Origin of the sequence: Enterobacter sp. JUb54 (genome assembly GCF_014298075.1) — a bacterium.
GTDB lineage: Bacteria > Pseudomonadota > Gammaproteobacteria > Enterobacterales > Enterobacteriaceae > Klebsiella > Klebsiella lignicola.
Genome location: NZ_CP060418.1, coordinates 797030 through 811959, shown reverse-complemented (window position 1 = coordinate 811959; position 14930 = coordinate 797030). Strand labels below are relative to the sequence as shown.

Annotated in this window: 14 protein-coding genes; 12 read left to right on the top strand and 2 right to left on the bottom strand. The window is 54.2% G+C overall.

All coding sequences use genetic code 11. The annotated features are described in order from the left end of the window. The first annotated feature begins 8 nt into the window (after positions 1-8). The 4 genes from lolB to dauA all read left to right on the top strand — a co-directional run bounded on the left by lolB (position 9) and on the right by dauA (position 4401). A complete protein-coding gene (gene lolB, locus HF679_RS03620; RefSeq protein ID WP_123754773.1) occupies positions 9-620 on the top strand; it encodes a lipoprotein insertase outer membrane protein LolB in 612 nt (203 codons plus the stop codon). Then, on the top strand, positions 620-1471 hold the full coding sequence (gene ispE / locus HF679_RS03615) for a 4-(cytidine 5'-diphospho)-2-C-methyl-D-erythritol kinase (protein ID WP_174508155.1): 852 nt from the start codon (positions 620-622) through the stop codon (positions 1469-1471). Before lolB ends, ispE begins: the two co-directional genes overlap by 1 nt. Before the next feature lie 179 nt (positions 1472-1650). After that, positions 1651-2598, top strand: coding sequence for a ribose-phosphate diphosphokinase (gene prs / locus HF679_RS03610; protein ID WP_004863536.1), 948 nt, complete (start codon positions 1651-1653; stop codon positions 2596-2598). 123 nt (positions 2599-2721) lie between these two features. Next, positions 2722-4401, top strand: coding sequence for a C4-dicarboxylic acid transporter DauA (gene dauA / locus HF679_RS03605; protein ID WP_174508105.1), 1680 nt, complete (start codon positions 2722-2724; stop codon positions 4399-4401). On the opposite strand, the gene HF679_RS03600 is transcribed toward dauA, so the two are convergent. Then, on the bottom strand, positions 4402-5448 hold the full coding sequence (locus HF679_RS03600) for a MerR family transcriptional regulator (protein ID WP_187042622.1): 1047 nt from the start codon (positions 5446-5448) through the stop codon (positions 4402-4404). It abuts the gene before it with no gap. A gap of 229 nt (positions 5449-5677) precedes the next feature. Next, the gene (ychH, locus tag HF679_RS03595) at positions 5678-5953 is read right to left on the bottom strand and encodes a stress-induced protein YchH (protein ID WP_123754777.1); all 276 of its coding nucleotides are present in this window, start codon (positions 5951-5953) and stop codon (positions 5678-5680) included. 271 nt (positions 5954-6224) lie between these two features. Between ychH and pth the strand changes: the two genes are divergently transcribed. The 8 genes from pth (at position 6225) to HF679_RS03555 (ending at position 14851) form a co-directional block, all read left to right on the top strand. Beyond that, on the top strand, positions 6225-6809 hold the full coding sequence (gene pth, locus HF679_RS03590; RefSeq protein ID WP_123754778.1) for an aminoacyl-tRNA hydrolase: 585 nt from the start codon (positions 6225-6227) through the stop codon (positions 6807-6809). A 117-nt stretch (positions 6810-6926) separates the two neighbouring features. Beyond that, positions 6927-8021, top strand: coding sequence for a redox-regulated ATPase YchF (ychF, locus tag HF679_RS03585; protein WP_123754779.1), 1095 nt, complete (start codon positions 6927-6929; stop codon positions 8019-8021). Between the two features lie 828 nt (positions 8022-8849). Further along, the gene (locus HF679_RS03580; protein ID WP_123754780.1) at positions 8850-9326 is read left to right on the top strand and encodes a hypothetical protein; all 477 of its coding nucleotides are present in this window, start codon (positions 8850-8852) and stop codon (positions 9324-9326) included. A gap of 204 nt (positions 9327-9530) precedes the next feature. Beyond that, on the top strand, positions 9531-9899 hold the full coding sequence (locus tag HF679_RS03575) for a hypothetical protein (RefSeq protein ID WP_123754781.1): 369 nt from the start codon (positions 9531-9533) through the stop codon (positions 9897-9899). 155 nt (positions 9900-10054) lie between these two features. Beyond that, positions 10055-10420: a hypothetical protein gene (locus HF679_RS03570; RefSeq protein ID WP_123754782.1), complete on the top strand. Its 366-nt coding sequence runs from the start codon at positions 10055-10057 to the stop codon at positions 10418-10420. Between the two features lie 354 nt (positions 10421-10774). Further along, entirely contained in the window at positions 10775-14068 is a 3294-nt protein-coding gene (locus tag HF679_RS03565; protein ID WP_187042621.1) for a hypothetical protein, read from the top strand. Positions 14069-14088: 20 nt separating this feature from the next. Next, a complete protein-coding gene (locus HF679_RS03560) occupies positions 14089-14385 on the top strand; it encodes a hypothetical protein (RefSeq protein ID WP_154144784.1) in 297 nt (98 codons plus the stop codon). Then, complete coding sequence (locus HF679_RS03555) at positions 14378-14851, top strand: hypothetical protein (RefSeq protein WP_039290979.1); 474 nt, start codon at positions 14378-14380, stop codon at positions 14849-14851. Before HF679_RS03560 ends, HF679_RS03555 begins: the two co-directional genes overlap by 8 nt. Positions 14852-14930 lie beyond the last annotated feature (79 nt).

The window sequence follows — 14930 nt, the reverse complement described above, 5'->3', positions numbered from 1 at the left end:
TCAACATTATGAATCGACTGCTCCGCCTGTTACCGCTGGCAAGCCTGGTCCTCACGGCCTGTGCAATCAACGCCCCGAAAGGCCCCGCTACCAGCCCGGATTCTCCGCAATGGCGTCAGCATCAGCAAGATGTCCGTCAACTGAATCAGTTCCAGACCCGCGGCGCTTTCGCCTGGCTGTCCGACGAGCAAAAAGTGTATGCCCGCTTTTTCTGGCAGCAAACCGGCCAGGATCGCTATCGCCTGCTGCTGACCAACCCGCTGGGCAGCACCGAGCTCTCCCTGGTGGCGCAGCCGGGCAGCGTGACCCTGATTGATAACAAGGGCCAGACCTATACCGCGACCGATGCCGAAGAGATGATTGGTCGCCTGACCGGCATGCCGATTCCGCTGAACAGCCTGCGCCAGTGGATCGTTGGCCTGCCGGGCGACGCCACAGATTACAAGCTGGACGACAAATACCGTCTGAGCGAACTGAACTACACGCAAAACGGCAAAACCTGGCACGTGACCTACGGCGGCTATACCAGCGATACCCAGCCAGCACTGCCGGCCAATATGGAGTTGAGCAACGGCAGTCAGCGCATCAAGCTGAAAATGGATAACTGGATTGTGAAATGATGACCCGCTGGCCTGCTCCTGCAAAGCTGAACCTGTTTTTGTACATCACCGGTCAACGCGCCGATGGTTATCACCTGCTGCAGACGCTGTTTCAGTTTCTCGATTATGGCGATACGTTAACCATCGAACCCCGTCAGGACGGCGAACTTCGTCTGCTGACGCCGGTTGCCGGCGTGCCGGACGAGGAAAACCTGATCGTGCGGGCCGCACGTCTGCTGATGCAGGCCGCGGCGGATCGTGGGCAGCTTGCGCCAGGCAGCGGCGCCGACATCAGCATCGACAAACGTCTGCCAATGGGCGGCGGGCTGGGCGGCGGTTCCTCCAATGCGGCCACCGTTCTGGTGGCGCTCAACCATCTCTGGGGCTGCGGCTTCTCTGATGATGAGCTGGCGACGCTGGGCCTGCAGTTAGGAGCCGATGTGCCGGTGTTCGTGCGCGGGCATGCCGCCTTTGCCGAAGGGATTGGTGAAGTGCTGACCCCGGTCGAGCCGGAGGAAAAGTGGTACCTGGTTGCCCATCCGGGGGTCAGTATTCCGACGCCGGTGATTTTCCGTGACCCCGAGCTACCACGATCGACCCCGGTCAGGTCAATAAGTACGTTGCTAAAATGTGAATTTCGCAATGATTGCGAGGTTATCGCAAGAAAACGTTTTCGCGAGGTTGATGCGGCGCTTTCCTGGCTGTTAGAATATGCGCCGTCGCGCCTGACCGGCACAGGAGCGTGTGTCTTTGCTGAATTTGACACCGAATCTGCCGCTCGTCAGGTGCAAGAGCAAGCCCCGGAATGGCTACAAAGCTTTGTTGCACGAGGCGTTAACGTCTCACCGCTCAAGCTAGCCCTACTAAAGTAGTCGGCTTTTCGCCGCCATTACTGCACGTACGCCGGGCAAATTGAGTAACGGTGACAACGTCACCCTGTTCCAGACGTTGCATCGTTCTCTATTAAATACACCGCCTGGATAGATTAGTGCCGCCCGCACAGTTTTGGCGCTTTTCATCCACCACTGGACGCATGCCTGAGGTTCTTCTCGTGCCTGATATGAAGCTTTTTGCTGGTAACGCCACCCCGGAACTAGCACAACGTATTGCCAACCGCCTGTACACTTCTCTTGGCGACGCCGCTGTAGGTCGTTTTAGCGACGGCGAAGTCAGCGTACAAATCAATGAAAACGTACGCGGTGGTGATATTTTCATCATCCAGTCCACTTGTGCTCCCACCAACGACAACCTGATGGAATTGGTTGTTATGGTTGATGCTCTGCGTCGCGCTTCGGCGGGTCGTATCACCGCTGTTATCCCTTATTTCGGCTATGCTCGTCAGGACCGCCGTGTGCGTTCCGCTCGTGTGCCAATCACCGCTAAAGTGGTCGCTGACTTCCTGTCCAGCGTCGGCGTTGACCGCGTACTGACCGTTGACCTGCATGCAGAACAGATCCAGGGCTTCTTTGACGTTCCGGTTGATAACGTATTCGGCAGCCCAATCCTGCTCGAAGATATGCTGCAGCTGAATCTGGATAACCCGATTGTGGTTTCTCCGGACATCGGCGGCGTGGTACGTGCTCGTGCCATTGCTAAGCTGCTGAACGATACCGACATGGCGATCATCGACAAACGTCGTCCGCGCGCTAACGTTTCTCAGGTGATGCACATCATCGGTGACGTTGCCGGCCGCGACTGCGTGATGGTTGACGATATGATCGATACCGGCGGCACGCTGTGTAAAGCAGCAGAAGCGCTGAAAGAACGTGGTGCGAAACGCGTATTCGCTTACGCTACTCACCCGATCTTCTCCGGCAACGCAATCCAGAACATTAAAAACTCTGTGATTGATGAATTCGTCGTCTGCGATACCATCCCGCTGGCGCCGGAAATTAAAGCACTGGAAAAAGTTCGTACGCTGACCTTGTCCGGCATGCTGGCAGAAGCGATTCGTCGTATCAGCAACGAAGAATCCATCTCTGCTATGTTCGAACACTAATCGAGCCCGGCCAAAAAACCCGCTGCGGCGGGTTTTTTTGTCTCCGAGCCCAATTTGTATGATTAATGCCTCCTTCACCTGCCATTCGTTGACAGATGATGCGCTCATGGATGAAACATTATTGTGAACCGATTATTTACCTCACATGTGATGCCTTTCCGCGCCCTCATCGATGCCTGCTGGAAAGAAAAGTACACCCTCGCGCGGTTTACCCGCGATCTGATTGCCGGAATAACGGTCGGGATTATTGCCATTCCGTTAGCGATGGCGCTGGCCATTGGCAGCGGCGTTGCGCCGCAGTACGGGCTGTATACCGCGGCGGTAGCCGGGATTATTATCGCCCTCACCGGGGGATCGCGCTTCAGCGTCTCCGGGCCGACGGCGGCCTTTGTGGTGATCCTCTATCCGGTATCACAGCAGTTTGGCCTCGCAGGGTTGCTGGTGGCGACCTTGATGTCGGGGATCTTTTTAATTCTTTTCGGCCTCGCCCGCTTTGGCCGACTCATTGAATATATTCCGCTCTCGGTCACCTTAGGGTTTACCTCCGGTATCGGTATTACTATCGGTACCATGCAGATTAAAGACTTCCTCGGCCTGCAGATGGCTCACGTCCCGGAACACTATCTGCAGAAAGTCTCGGCGCTGGTAATGGCGCTGCCGACCACCAACCCCGGAGACGCCGCGATCGGCGTCGTCACCCTCGGCACCCTGATCCTGTGGCCACGCCTCGGGATTCGTCTGCCTGGCCATCTGCCGGCCCTGTTGGCGGGCTGTGCAGTGATGGGTCTGGTGAATCTGTTCGGCGGTCACGTTGCCACTATCGGCTCTCAGTTCCATTATGTGCTGGCTGACGGCAGCCAGGGCAACGGGATCCCGCAATTGCTGCCGCAGCTGGTGCTGCCGTGGGATATGCCGGGCTCCGACTTTACCCTTAGCTGGGCGTCATTGCAGGCGCTGCTGCCGGCGGCGTTCTCGATGGCGATGCTCGGGGCGATCGAGTCCCTGCTGTGCGCGGTGGTGCTCGATGGCATGACCGGCACCAAACATAAAGCCAACAGCGAGCTGATCGGCCAGGGGCTGGGCAACATTGTGGCCCCTTTCTTTGGCGGGATCACCGCAACGGCGGCGATTGCCCGCTCGGCGGCTAACGTCCGCGCTGGCGCCACCTCCCCGATCTCGGCGGTGATCCACGCGCTGCTGGTCATTATGGCCCTGCTGGTGCTGGCGCCGCTGCTCTCCTGGCTGCCGCTGTCGGCGATGGCGGCCCTGCTGTTGATGGTGGCGTGGAACATGAGCGAAGCGCATAAAGTGGTTAATCTGCTGCGCCATGCGCCGAAAGACGACATCGTGGTGATGCTGATGTGCATGTCGCTGACCGTGCTGTTTGATATGGTCATCGCCATCAGCGTCGGTATTGTGCTGGCCTCGCTGCTGTTTATGCGCCGTATCGCGCGCATGACCCGCCTGGCGCCGGTTAACGTGGAAACGCCTGACGATGTACTGGTCCTGCGGGTCATCGGACCGCTGTTCTTCGCCGCTGCCGAAGGGCTGTTTGCCGACCTGGAAACCCGGATCGCCGGCAAACGTATCGTGGTGTTGAAATGGGATGCGGTTCCGGTGCTGGATGCCGGTGGACTGGATGCCTTCCAGCGCTTTGTTAGCAAGCTGCCGGAAGGTTGTGAACTGCGCGTCTCTAACCTCGAGTTTCAGCCGTTACGCACTCTGGCCCGGGCAGGCGTCCAGCCGATCCCCGGACGCCTGAGTTTCTATCCCGACCGCGCCGCCGCGCTGGCCGATATCTGACTACCGTGACGCGGGCGTTCGCGCCTGCGTCATCATCACCCCAATCGCCTGCTGTAACCAGCTCAGCACCTCCGGTGTCATCCACGTCCCCTTCATCAGGTGCGGTTCCCGCTCCATCGCCACGCGAAATTTTTGCTGGGTCGCGGGGCTGGTCCCGGCGTACGACTGAAAGAGCGCCAGCCATTGCCGGGCCAGTACCTGACCGGCGTCCGATGCCGGATCGAGACGATCGCGGCAGGCCTGATGCAGCTGCGTTACCAGCACCGGCCACTCCATCAGGCGATCGAAGTAGTGCTCGCGGGTGAAGGCCAGTTCATCGGCGTCGAGGTAGCGCGCCCAGATAACCAGCTTGCTCTGAGCAAAAGCGCGGGTGATGTAGTCGATAACATCGGCGGTGATGCCGGTTTGCGCGCGCATTTGCGGCTCCGCCGCATGCATCTCGTTCAGGCGGGTCAGAAACTCCGGCCGCCCGGCGGTATCCTGTTCCAGACGTTCCATCCAGCGGGTAGCCAGCGCCATCGCGCGCGGGTCATCCTCCGGACACCCTTCTCCAATCAGCTCCCGTACCTCTGCGACCAGCGCCAGCCAGACCTGATTCCGTTGCTCGTCTTGCTCGGCAAACGGCAACCCCTGCAACTCCTGCGGACTAAACCAACGATCGTACATTTTCATTAACTCCAGCGTCTGTAGCCAGGACTCAAGATCGGGCTCGTTACCGCCCCCCAGCGCATCGCGCAGGGTCACCAGCCTCTCACGCAGCGTACTGATGGTGCGCAGCTGGGTATCCAGCGTCGCGATCTGCTGCACCAGCAGGTCCGACAGCGAAAGCGAATCCCGATCCAGATGGTCCTTAATAGTGGCGAGCTCCAGCCCGGCTTGCGCCAGCGCCTTGATCATATGCAGGCGCTGAACCGCCGCCAGGTTATAAAGTCGATAGCCCGCCGCGCTTCTGGCCGACGGCATCAGCAGCCCCGTTTGTTCATAGTGATGGAGCGTGCGTACGGTCATACCGGCACGCCTTGCCAGTTCACCTACCTGAATTAACATACCTGCTCCCGTCGTTGACCAGTGACGCTACCTTGCCGCCTGACGTTACGTCAGGGTCAAGGGGAAAAGTGATGGCATTTTATCGTGAAGGTATCCCCCTGGCAGCAGGAGAATCTATTCGCAGGGAATCGGGGTGAGCACCAAACAAAACAGCCAGCGACCCGAGGGACGCTGGCTGCATAAGAAAACCGTTACATTCATGCCCTGTCGCGAGTGACAGGTGCGCTAGTTAACTGTGCCGGTGCTGGTCACGGCGGCAGCGTTTATCGTAGTGACGAACCCACCAGTACTTGTCGCAGACCTGTTCGTGGCCGCCCACGCGTGCCCCGGCAAGCCACAGTACAGCACCGACGAAGATGCTTAACACTGCGCCATGCGCAAAGAACTGCGGCAGGTCAACTTGCGGAAGCTGGTTTAAAATGGAATAACCGACGCCAACCACCATGACAACGAGTCCTAAACCCATCAGAGTATTACCGAGTAACGAAGCGTTTCTGCGTTTCATATGTCACCTCCGGAACCTTGGGCCATAGGGAATATCCCTAAAACTTATAGGTCTAGTATAGACAATGGGCTTAAAGCTGATTGCGTTAGCGATCACATTAGTCAATATCTGATCAACAAATATTTACAAATAACCCTCTGAACAACATCAAATTCTAATGGTTCATTAGGTAAATTATCGTTTTCCTCGTCGCAATACGGGCAGAATTTTGTCAAGCGCCCCGGCAACCAGTACACTACGCGCCAGAGAACGACCCAAGCAGGATAGAAAAGTGACGATAAAACTGATTGTCGGCCTGGCAAACCCCGGCGCAGAATATGCGGCAACCCGCCATAACGCCGGTGCCTGGTACGTAGATTTACTGGCTGACCGCCATCGTGCCCCGCTGCGCGAAGAGAGCAAATTCTTCGGCTACACCTCGCGGATTAACTTCGCCGGTGAAGATGTCCGTCTGTTGGTCCCGACCACCTTTATGAACCTCAGCGGCAAAGCCGTGGCGGCGATGGCGACCTTCTACCGTATTAACCCGGATGAAATCCTGGTGGCGCACGATGAGCTGGATCTGCCACCCGGCGTGGCGAAATTTAAGCTCGGCGGCGGTCACGGCGGCCACAATGGTCTGAAAGATATCATCAGCAAGCTGGGCAATAACCCCAACTTTCATCGCTTACGCGTCGGAATCGGCCATCCAGGCGATAAAAATAAAGTTGTTGGCTTTGTTCTGGGTAAACCACCGTCAAGCGAACAGAAACTGATTGATGAGGCCGTAGACGAAGCGGCACGTTGTACCGAGGTCTGGCTGAAAGAGGGCCTCACCAAAGCGACCAACCGTTTACACGCTTTTAAAGCGCAATAACCGGTCGCCGTGCGGAATTTTTGCCGCGCACCGTGTATAATAGGCAAAGCTATTTACTTTTCTGCAATCTGTTCTCTGTAACAGGTTGATTATCCAAAGATTAAGGTGATTTAAATCATGGGATTCAAATGCGGTATCGTCGGTTTGCCCAACGTCGGCAAATCCACCCTGTTCAATGCGCTCACCAAAGCGGGTATTGAAGCGGCCAACTTCCCCTTCTGTACCATTGAGCCGAACACCGGTGTCGTGCCGATGCCCGATCCGCGTCTGGACAAACTGGCTGAAATCGTCAAACCGCAGCGTATTCTGCCGACTACCATGGAATTCGTCGACATCGCCGGTCTGGTGAAAGGCGCGTCCAAAGGTGAAGGCCTGGGTAACCAGTTCCTGACCAACATCCGTGAAACCGAAGCTATCGGCCACGTGGTTCGCTGCTTTGAGAACGACAACATCATCCACGTGAACAATAAAGTCGATCCGGCTGACGACATCGACGTTATTAACACCGAGCTGGCGCTGTCCGATCTCGACACCTGCGAACGTGCTCTGCACCGCGTACAGAAGAAAGCCAAAGGCGGCGACAAAGACGCGAAAGCCGAACAGGCCGCGCTGGAAAAATGCCTGCCGCAGCTGGAAAACGCCGGCATGCTGCGCGCGCTGAAAAACCTGACCGAAGAAGACAAGGCTGCTATCAAATACCTGAGCTTCCTGACCCTGAAGCCAACCATGTATATCGCCAACGTCAACGAAGACGGTTTCGAGAACAACCCGTACCTGGATAAAGTGCGTGAAATCGCCGCGGGCGAAGGTTCTGTCGTGGTTGCCGTCTGTGCTGCAGTCGAATCTGATATCGCTGAGCTGGACGACGCCGACCGTGATGAATTCATGGCCGAACTGGGTCTGGAAGAGCCGGGCCTGAACCGAGTGATCCGCGCAGGCTACGAGCTGCTGAACCTGCAGACTTACTTCACCGCAGGCGTCAAAGAAGTTCGCGCGTGGACCATCCCTGTCGGCGCAACCGCCCCGCAGGCGGCAGGCAAAATCCACACCGATTTCGAAAAAGGCTTTATCCGTGCGCAGACCATCGCCTATGAAGACTTTATCACCTACAAAGGTGAGCAAGGGGCGAAAGAAGCCGGCAAGATGCGCGCCGAAGGCAAAGACTACATCGTTAAAGATGGCGATGTGATGAACTTCCTGTTCAACGTCTAAATAAAATTTGTTGTCTCATGCGGTGTCAGAACATCTCATGAAACTCACAAAATCCTCTAAAATCCACGCAATTGCGTGGATTTTTCATTTCAGGCGCTTTGCGAAATATGTCGCGGCCTTTTGTTGCATGGCCAGTTCTTCATCCCGTTCAGCGAGTTTCAGGGCTTCATCGCGAATATTCGGGTGTGTACAGTTTACGGGCCGTTTTGCTGGTTGATGCTGGTTTTGTCATGAGTAATCACCGCTGGTTGAGAATTTACTCACTTAGTCGCGTGTCTACTATGATGGGTCGGATCAGATACCCATCCCCGGGAACTGCTCCGGATGGTATATCAATATGATAGGTTCGGGGTCGTTGTTCAATTAGGACACTCCCAGTGCTTTGTTGAACATAAGCCCCTGATGCCAGCGAAATTAAAGCTGGTATCAGTAGCCACTTCAGCATGAACTTTATTTCTTTTTATTCCTATACAAACAGTAAATTCTGATCACCAGAATAGATTTTCATTTTTAATGGAACATGATTAATCTGTATGAAATCATTAGGAGTCTGAGGTAGGTCGCCCCCTGTTACGATAAATGATTCAAAAGTATCTTCTTAAGGTCATTGAGAGACATACTTATCATCAGAAAAATACGCGGAATAATCATGGACACCACCTTTTTTTTTCGAAATTCAGGATTTATGGTAAAATATTACTGATTCAGTCATGAAAAGCACCAAACCACTCATATGATAAAATAAGTAACCTGTTGGAATTATTTTACGTAGCAGAAAGCATCTTATTAAACCGCTAATTTCCATTAACTCATTCAGGAGACAGCATTATGGGGCAGGTGGAGGTTTTTAATGCAAGTAAATCAGATATTTATGTCAGCCTTAATAATGGCAGTTTTTTTACAGTAAATGCTGCTACTCAAGTTTCATGGCAGGCGGGTCAAGCCGCTACCCCGCCCACTTTTGTTAACAATACCACGGCCACCACCGGGCAATTGAAGCTGGGTGACAATATAATAACAGCTTATTCATCAACTTCCGGTCCAGCCACGGCAGGAATCTGCACAATAACTATCCCCGAAAATATTCCTATAAACTCAATACAACTCTATCTTTTCTGGAAAGATGCTACCAGTGTTGCGGCTATTGTTCTGCAGGATGGACAACCTTTCCAGGCGGTAATCATCACCAGGGCAATCACAAGCACATTATTAACTGCCGTCTCTGCCATTCAGTATCCATTAGAAAACAACAAGATGACATCCCCCTCTCATCCAGCAGGCAGTCAGATAAAAATTAATTTGTAATTTATTTTGCAAAAATAATTTTTACTCCTATAGTTTTTACTTATGTTGACTAATTGGGATTAATCCTAGTTAGTCAATGGCCTGATCAGTGTGAAGTTTAAGCCTGATTAAATATATTTTCTCATGTTGTAGTAAATATAAACTACGGCGCAGAAAGGCGCACCCGGATCAACACTCAACCGCTGATAGCAAGGTAATTATCTCATGTCAAACGCATATATTTTCAATGCATCAGGTGTCGCCATTTCAGTAAGCGTAAACAATGGCAATTTCCTGTCCGTAAACCCGGCAGACAGTACCACCTGGGTGCCAAGTGTTCCCTCGACTCAGCCTCCGTTTGTCAATAATATCAACCCTGGCAACGGCCAGCTAGGCCTTGGCCCGAACACGATTACCCTCTACCCATCGACCTCCGGGCCGAGCCACAGCGCCAACTTCACCCTCAATATTCCGACCGAAGTTACGGTCAGTTCACTGCAGCTGTATCTGTTCTGGAAAGACGCCGAAAATGTCGCTTTCGCAGCACTGAATGGCGGCCAGTTTATCCAGGTATCTCCAGCTAACCTCGCATAAACTCAGTGCATTCATTAAATTAATATTATTTTTAACAAATTAACCACCTGAAAGCACAGCCCTAGATTAATCATTTACGCCGAAAACACCACGCCTGAATAATATTCATTCAGGCGTAAACACCTCAGTAACTGAATGCAGTAAAAGGGGGGGGCATGGCAAATGTTTATACATTCAACACCAGCGGCGTGTCGTTAATGTTCAGCATTAATAATGGCGATTTTATAAAACTGCCCAACACCAGCGGTAGTTTTCAATGGATACCGTTGCCCCCTGCTAATTACCCTGCTTTTTACAATCAACTTAACCCACCCAAAGGCGGATTAGGATTGGGCAATAATATATTGACAATGTATCCTGCAAGCAGCGGCTCGCAATATGCAGGAACTGTGAATATTGACATTCCAGAAGACGTTAGTGCCATCTCAATACAAATATATCTTTACTGGAAAGACGCGAGTCATCTCGGCGCAGTAGTATGTAATGCCGGGAAATATATTAAAGCTATTAGCTTACCGTAATTTTTTCCCTACACATAGCAACACTTGAGGAGCTTGCCATTTATGTCGAGCGTCACCAGCCCCTTACCTGAGATATATCCTGGGCTTTATTTGATTGCTGCGCCGGGATCGTCAGAAGCCAACGGCAGCCCGCTGTGGGTTTATTTTTTGACGGCCACTAGCGGCAGTTCGCTTGCAAAAACACGAAAAAAGAAAACGGCAGCGGCAAGCGCCCCGGAGGTGACCTTACAAAGCAGTTGGGACTCAATTTCAGGCTGGTATTTTTTCACTCCGCAGACCATTAACCCGCAGCAGGCCCCAGCCTTTATTCGTGCCGCACGAAAAGGGTTTCCTCCGCTGTCAGGTTCATCTGTCGTGGCGCACAATATCCTATGGTTGACCCAACAGGACGCCATCACGGCCGCTCTCCCCTGCATTTACTCACAAAAAGTGGGGCAACTCGATGTCGTCACTAACGAATCTCAGTTTAATTGGTCAGGCTTATCCCTGACCATGCAGAGCGGATTACCGCTGGCGTTGATCGTCGAGAACGGCTATCCGTCGCTGCAGTTGAGCACCAGTAACCCCGGCGATGCCGATCTGATTGGCCTGCAGTATTATCAGGTCCCCCAGACACTGGGCTACCGTAGCGAAGGCTGGTTGGTCAATATCTGGCTGGATGGCCCCGCGGCCGGCAGCTTTAATTTCTCCGTGGGCTTAAACATCCCACAATTGCTGAGCAACTTTGGCGGGGATTTTCATTACGTACCCGGTACGCAACTGAATAAGACGCTTGCTTATCCACTCTACGACCCCACGCCGTTCCAGCCCGGAAGTTACTGCGCGTTTGAGATCTGGCTTAATCCGCTGCTGCCACGCCAGACCAGCGCCACACGCTTTCAACTCGACACGACGGGGAGGATCGGAAAAATCAGCTGGCAAAACCAGGCCTCTCTGCTGAAATCTGATTATTTCTACGCCAACGACGGGGCAACGCTGCGGTTTCAGCCTGTCGATCCGTGGGCCTCGGAGACACCCGCCCCCGATACCGTCGGGGCAGGATTTGCATTCTCATGGCGCCCTGTCGTCTCATCCCCCCCTTCCCCCGGAGAACTCTATCTCTCTCCGATCGGTGATTACCGGGTGACACGAGTCCAGTCCCCGTCAACCACCATCACGTTACAGGTCATGCCTGGGCTGTTTACCCGCGAATATTTTCGCATTAACAGCGACGACATCCTTCGATTTGTGGCCGATCAACCTGCACGAGCGGGGGCCTTTTCGCTCCAGCTCACGCCGGATGCTCTCGCCCATGATGCCAGGGATATTCTCGACGCGACCTATACAACCTCGTGGGCGCAGTGGTATTCCCTGCCCGCCGAGGCGCGATATTACGGCCAGCCAGCTTCCGCCCCTTTTTTCGGTGATATTGCCGGGGCCGCATTTCCAATAGCTATTGATGTCCTGCTGGAAACATTCACCACCAGCGTGCTATTCCCCTGGGTTCCCTATGGCGGACTTGATGAAAGCCTGGCCGGGAGCGGAACCGATCTTATGCGTTTTGAGGCGACGGTCATCGGCGCCGTGCGCCACGGAATGCTAACTGAACAGTCTGGCGGGCCGATTTTCATGCCGCAAAACACAACCGAAGCCGACCCAGGATTACGCAGCGCCACCACGCCACAAAGCTTATTATTTAATATCGATGAACAGGGCAGCTTGCGCAGCCTGACGCTGTCAATGGAAGAGGCTCACTCTGCCGCCAGCCCGCCTGAGCCACAGAGCTTCCTGCGTTTTTCATCGAAAGGTTCACCGTCACGCGTGCCAACCGACCTGGCATTGACCCTGACGCAAAATCAGCTCTTTTATGTCGTCACCGTGCCGGGAGATGACTGGGCTTTTGACAGCACGACATGGCTCGGCGGCTTCCAGTTCAATATGGGCTTTGGCGAACAGGATCCCAGCACCTCTGAGCATCAAACGATTATGGTGTTTAAATTCAACACCACCGCCACGCTGGCAGAGCTGTGTCAACAACACACGCTGTGGACCGGCGCGCAACGTTACAACACTGACCCCGCCAAAGTGTCAGGCTCGTTAATAGAGGCCATCGACTTCGCCCGCAGCCAGGCTCATGCGCCAGACAACCCGTTTGAAAACTTCAACCGCATAGTGAATGACTGTGCCTGGACCGGCGTGCTGTTTTTCAACGCGGCCATCAATGGCAACGGAATGCCGCCAGACCTGCAAATGCTGCTCGGCGGTATCAACGGGGGTCTGAGAGCCCACCATGTTGGTATCCAGGGCAATATGTTTGATCACCGCGCATCTCCTGCCCAGCTGGATATCAAAAAGTCATCGCTTTTTGGCGTGATTTTTTATGACGAAAACAGCTCGCCACCCAGCCCTGCGGTGCAACAGGAGGTGGTTGACTATGAAGTGGAAACGTTAATTGTCGTGTTCAGCCACTCGGCTGTAGCACAATTCAATACCACCGTAGGTTTGACGCTGAACCAACTGTTCAGCCGCAATGTTGCCTTGCGCTCTCACCCCTCGCCTGCGACGGCGAGCAACCCTAATACACTGAGCATTAAAGGGAAATACCAGACCACCAGTGACGGCGTCGGCAGGGTGGTGTTTACCAGTGATAATGGCTTTATCTACGACATCGTTCCAGCCAGTAATGACGCCACCTACGTGGTGAAAACTATCCGGTTTGACAATGCCTCGCTGGTACCGGTGAGCAGCACGCCGAGCGGCAGTCCGACCATGAGGACATGCGTCAAAGCTCAGTTTGCGCTTGGCGGGCAATTGTGGTTCAACGCCACCCCCTTCCCCATCAGCGGTGAACTGGATCTTTTTTCCTACGGGCAGGAGAACACCGGCCTGCCTATTTCGGGACTGACAACCCACATTGAGTTCACGCTAGATGCTGCCGGCAACTGTATTTCTGACAGTAAAAAAGTCACCCTGGATATGAGCACGCTGAACGTGCAGCCAAAAAATGAGGCTATCCGCCCCGACAGCCTGCTTTACAGCATCCCGCTAAAGTTTTCGCGTTTCCTGAGCGCAACCGACGGCAAGCCGCTCAACGCCAGCGCGCTGGGGGCGACAACCGTCAATATTCTGCAACTGGAAGGCCATCTGCCCACTGCTGGCGCATTGCCACCTCTCGCTTCACCCGAGCCACCGCGACCCGCCGCCACCCTGCCGGTCTCCTACGCCACCAGCTCCGCTCGATATGGCCTGGAATATGACATGCAGCTCGGCTCATTGGGCGCGCTAGGGGCCAACGCCCGTCTTAACGCCAAGGTCATCCTTGGCTGGGGGCCTTCAGCGACGGTGCCGGATAACGACGCGGCTGCGTTGTTTGTTCAACTCCCACAGCTCTCGGCAGGTGCAGGCGGTTTCGAACTCGAAGGGATCCTGAAGACCACGTTCGGTGCAGCAAATCTGTTGAAAGTGGATCTCAAAGATAAACAGCAGACGGTGTACGCCTTTCTGTTCAATAACATTCAGCTCAGCGTCTTCGGCTATCGCTTCCCACCTGGCGTACTGATTGATTTTCTGGTGTTCGCTGGGGCCGTAACGCCGGGACAAAAAGTCGCAACCAATACCAATAATCTGGCCTGTTTTCTCAGTGCGCAGCCGCAGAAAAAAAGCCCATGAGTGGAAAGAAGGAGGCAGCGATGAAGTTAACATCCCACGTCGTCAACGACGTGATGAGTTGGTTAAACCAGAAATACGGCCTCGCTTTACCGCTGTTGCCGCTGGCTGGCTGGAGCCGTTCGGTGGTCGCCCTATGGCAAAAAGCAGTCAATAAATTGCCCGATGACGCGCCGCTACCGCAAAGCATTGACGTCGAGGGCGACTGGCAGCCGCTTTCAGGCAGCCGTTTTACCGTGACTCAGATTCGGATTGTCATTCGCCAGTCCGATACAACCGGCAGTACCCCTTCAACCACAAGAGGAACGCAAGATGACTAGATTGGCGGTGGTGGGTTCTCCTCCCACAAATCCTATTACGGTAGCGATCAGCAGCTCCTTTCTTATCAACGGGCAATCGGTGGCGATCAGCAGCCAGGATATCGATAACGTCAAGAAAGGGATTAACTTCCAGCTCGCGCAGCCGGTGACGCTGGGCAGTATCAATAACTTTCTCGACTGGCTAAAAGACACCTTTGGCGTGCCGCTGACCTCGAAGGATCTGGGGGATATGATCAACAAGCTCCCGGACTCGCCGCTGGTCATCAAAAACATCAAAGATGCGCTAAACGGCATTCTGGCTGCCGCCATCACGATAACCGTGCTGTCGGTCAATACTGCCAGCGGCGAGTACCGCTTTGGCGTCACCATGACGCCCCAGACTCCCATCAACATCCTCAATGTGTTGAGCCTGGAGACCATCGGCGTGGAAATCGGTTCAGTAGAAACTGTGCCGACTAGCCCGTAAGCCGAGGTTTGGTCGTTCTGACTTGCAGAGAATCTAATCCCCACATCCACTCACTGATGGGCCGATCATGACTGATATC

Coding starts and splice junctions, on each gene's coding strand:
- lolB (WP_123754773.1), top strand. CDS start 9: ATGAATCGACTGCTCCGCCTGTTACCGCTGGCAAGCCTGGTCCTCACG.
- ispE (WP_174508155.1), top strand. CDS start 620: ATGACCCGCTGGCCTGCTCCTGCAAAGCTGAACCTGTTTTTGTACATC.
- HF679_RS03600 (WP_187042622.1), bottom strand. CDS start 5,448: ATGTTAATTCAGGTAGGTGAACTGGCAAGGCGTGCCGGTATGACCGTA.
- ychH (WP_123754777.1), bottom strand. CDS start 5,953: ATGAAACGCAGAAACGCTTCGTTACTCGGTAATACTCTGATGGGTTTA.
- ychF (WP_123754779.1), top strand. CDS start 6,927: ATGGGATTCAAATGCGGTATCGTCGGTTTGCCCAACGTCGGCAAATCC.
- HF679_RS03580 (WP_123754780.1), top strand. CDS start 8,850: ATGGGGCAGGTGGAGGTTTTTAATGCAAGTAAATCAGATATTTATGTC.
- HF679_RS03575 (WP_123754781.1), top strand. CDS start 9,531: ATGTCAAACGCATATATTTTCAATGCATCAGGTGTCGCCATTTCAGTA.
- HF679_RS03570 (WP_123754782.1), top strand. CDS start 10,055: ATGGCAAATGTTTATACATTCAACACCAGCGGCGTGTCGTTAATGTTC.
- HF679_RS03560 (WP_154144784.1), top strand. CDS start 14,089: ATGAAGTTAACATCCCACGTCGTCAACGACGTGATGAGTTGGTTAAAC.
- HF679_RS03555 (WP_039290979.1), top strand. CDS start 14,378: ATGACTAGATTGGCGGTGGTGGGTTCTCCTCCCACAAATCCTATTACG.